The sequence below is a fragment of the Amycolatopsis sp. NPDC003861 genome (genome assembly GCF_053605405.1).
The window spans coordinates 1-2,888 of the sequence record NZ_JBSGJD010000475.1 but is presented as its reverse complement, the minus strand read 5'-3'; the positions used below and the strand labels follow the sequence as shown (position 1 = coordinate 2,888).

The 2,888-nt window shown below is 69.7% G+C and carries 3 protein-coding genes; 2 read left to right on the top strand and 1 reads right to left on the bottom strand.

Translation table 11 applies throughout. The features are described 5' to 3' along the window. Positions 1-1,253, bottom strand: a 1,253-nt coding sequence (locus tag ACWEVN_RS47460; RefSeq protein WP_452055656.1) for a DEAD/DEAH box helicase, incomplete at its 3' end; no start/stop codon positions are given. Positions 1,254-1,807: 554 nt separating this feature from the next. On the opposite strand from ACWEVN_RS47460, the gene ACWEVN_RS47455 reads away from it, so the two are divergent. Both ACWEVN_RS47455 and ACWEVN_RS47450 read left to right on the top strand, forming a co-directional pair. Then, on the top strand, positions 1,808-2,461 hold the full coding sequence (locus tag ACWEVN_RS47455; protein WP_449687463.1) for a ferritin-like fold-containing protein: 654 nt from the start codon (positions 1,808-1,810) through the stop codon (positions 2,459-2,461). A gap of 119 nt (positions 2,462-2,580) precedes the next feature. Then, positions 2,581-2,811, top strand: coding sequence for a DUF3107 domain-containing protein (locus tag ACWEVN_RS47450; RefSeq protein WP_013223016.1), 231 nt, complete (start codon positions 2,581-2,583; stop codon positions 2,809-2,811). Positions 2,812-2,888: the final 77 nt, after the last annotated feature.

The following is a 2,888-nucleotide window of genomic DNA, read 5'->3' as shown; positions in this document are numbered from 1 at the left end:
TCCGCGGCCTCGATCGCCTCGGCCGCCCGCGAGCCGCCGCGGGTCCGCTTGCGCGGGGCCCGGGTGCGCTTGCGCGGGGCGTCCTCCGAGGCGGCTTCGCCCCGACGACGGCCGCGCTTCTTGCCGCCCAGGTCCTCTTCCTCCTCGGCGGCCAGGCCGGCGCGGGTGCGCTTGGCCAGCGGCAGCCGCCCGGTGGTGCCCTCCGGGATGCCCAGGTCCTCGTACAGGTGCTTCGACGACGAGTACGTCTCCACCGGCTCCGGCATGTCCAGGCCGAGGGTGTCGGAGATCAGCTTCCAGCGCGGCTCCTCGTCCCAGTCGACGAGGGTGATCGCGACGCCGGTGCGCCCGGCGCGGCCGGTGCGGCCGATCCGGTGGACGTAGGTCTTCTCGTCCTCCGGGCACTGGTAGTTGATCACGTGCGTGACGTCGTCGATGTCGATGCCGCGGGCGGCGACGTCGGTCGCGACCAGCACGTCGACCTTGCCGGAGCGGAACGCGCGCAGCGCCTGCTCGCGGGCGCCCTGGCCCAGGTCACCGTGCACGGCGGCGGCGGCGAAACCGCGCTCGACCAGGTCGTCGGCCACCTTCTGCGCGGTGCGCTTGGTGCGGCTGAAGATCATCGTGAGGCCGCGGCCTTCGGCCTGCAGCGCCCGGGCGATGACCTCGGGCTTGTCCATCGAGTGCGCCCGGTAGACGAACTGGGTGGTGCGCTCGTGGACCGCGCCGGCGTCGTTCTCCTCGGCGCGGATGTGCGTCGGCTGGTTCAGGAACGTGCGGGCCAGCGTGATGATCGGGCCGGGCATGGTGGCCGAGAACAGCATGGTCTGCCGCTCGTCCGGCACCATCCGCAGGATGCGCTCGATGTCGGGCAGGAAGCCCAGGTCGAGCATCTCGTCGGCCTCGTCGAGCACCAGGCCGCGGACCTTGCCCAGCACCAGATGCTGCTGTTCGGCCAGGTCGAGCAGCCGGCCCGGGGTGCCGATCACGACGTCGACGCCCTTGCGCAGCGCCTCGATCTGCGGCTCGTACGGGCGGCCGCCGTAGATGGCCAGGGTCCGGATGCCCAGGTGCTTGCCGGCGCCCTTGAGGTCGTTCGCGACCTGGATGCACAGCTCGCGGGTCGGCACCACGACGAGCACCTGCGGGGTGCCGTCGCCCGGGACCTGCACGCGGTGCAGCAGCGGGACGCCGAAGCCGAGGGTCTTGCCCATGCCGGTGCGGGCCTGGCCGATGAGGTCGTCGCCGGCCATGGCCAGCGGGAGGGTGAGCGCCTGGATGGCGAACGTCCGCTCGATGCCGGCCTCGCCGAGAGCCTTGACGATCTCGGGCTTGACGCCGAAGGACGCGAAGGTCGGGGCCTCGGGCTCGACCTCGACGCCCGCCTGCAGCGGGTGCGACGTGTCGAGCGCGGCCGGGCCGGTCTCGCTGTGTTCCAGCGCGACGGCGGGGGTCTGTTCGGTTGTGGGAATTTCTGCGGTCAGGGTGATCGCCTCTCTCGTGACCAGCGCGCACAGCCGTGGGTCCGCTCGACACTCGACCGGGAGTAAACCCTGGTCCCTGGCGCTGTTCTGGAGCGCGGAACCGGTCCGTCCCGGGAATGCCGGAAGAGGCGTGCACGCACATTGCAGTACGTCGGCAGGCCACGTGACCTGCCTGTTTCCCGACGCCGGTATGGCGTACGGAAGCTCGATATCGTGTGCCAGTGTACCTGGTCAGCAGTTTTTCGACAGTACCCGGCGCGCCGGAACCAGTGTGATCGGTCTCGTCCCGACACGCCCGGGTGCTTCGGCGATACCCTGCCCCCGTGACCGAGCCCAAAGAGATCAGTGAAGGCGTAGTCGACCTTCTCGGGGTGATCGCCTATGGCGAACTGTCCGCGTTCGACCGGCTGGCGGAGGACGCGCGCAGCGCCCCCACGCTGGCCGGGCGGGCCGCACTGGCGGCGATGGCGGCCGCCGAGATCGGTCACTACGGCCAGCTCGCCAAGCACGTGGCCGCGAACGGCGTCAAGATCGAAGACGCGATGGCCCCGTTCGTGAACCACATCGACGCCTGGCACGCTTCGACGCCCCCGAAGTCGTACCTGGAGTCGCTGGTCAAGGCCTACGTCGGCGACGGGCTCGCCGCCGACCTCTACCGGGAGATCGCCAGCTGGCTCGACCCGGAGACGAAGGACCTGGTGCTGACCGTGCTGGCCGACACCGGCCACTCGGCCTTCGCCGAACGCGAGGTCGCGGCCGGCATCGAGGCCGACCCCAAGACCCGCGACAAGCTCGCCCTGTGGGGCCGCCGCCTGCTCGGCGAGGCCCTGACCCAGGCCCAGTACGTCGTCGCCGAGCGCGACGGGCTGGCCGAGCTCATCATCAGCGGCTCGGGCGACCTTTCCGGAATCGCGGCGCTGTTCCGGCGGTTGCAACAGGGGCACACGAAGCGCATGCAGGCGCTCGGCCTGGGCTGAACCCGATGGAGTACCCGGAAGTGACGACGCGGTCGGGCGCGGACATGCGCCACCGGAACGAGCCGGTTCGGTTAGCCTTGGCCGGCACATCCCTTACGAATTTCCAGCGGAGGTCCCACGTGGAGGTCAAGATCGGCATCAAGGACACGCCGCGCGAGCTGGTGGTGTCCAGTGGCCAGTCTCCCGAAGAGGTGGAGAAGCTGGTCGCCGAGGCCCTGACGGCCGGTGACGGGCTCTTCCGCATCAACGACGAGAAGGGGCGCAAGTACATCGTCCCGTCCGACCGCATCGCGTACGTCGAGATCGCCCCCTCGGACGTCCGCAAGGTCGGCTTCGGCGTCGGCGACTGACTCGGTCCGGTCGGAAGTCGTTACGGTCGTGTTTTTTGTTGGGGGTTTTTAAAAGAGTGAAAAAAAAAGAAAAAAAA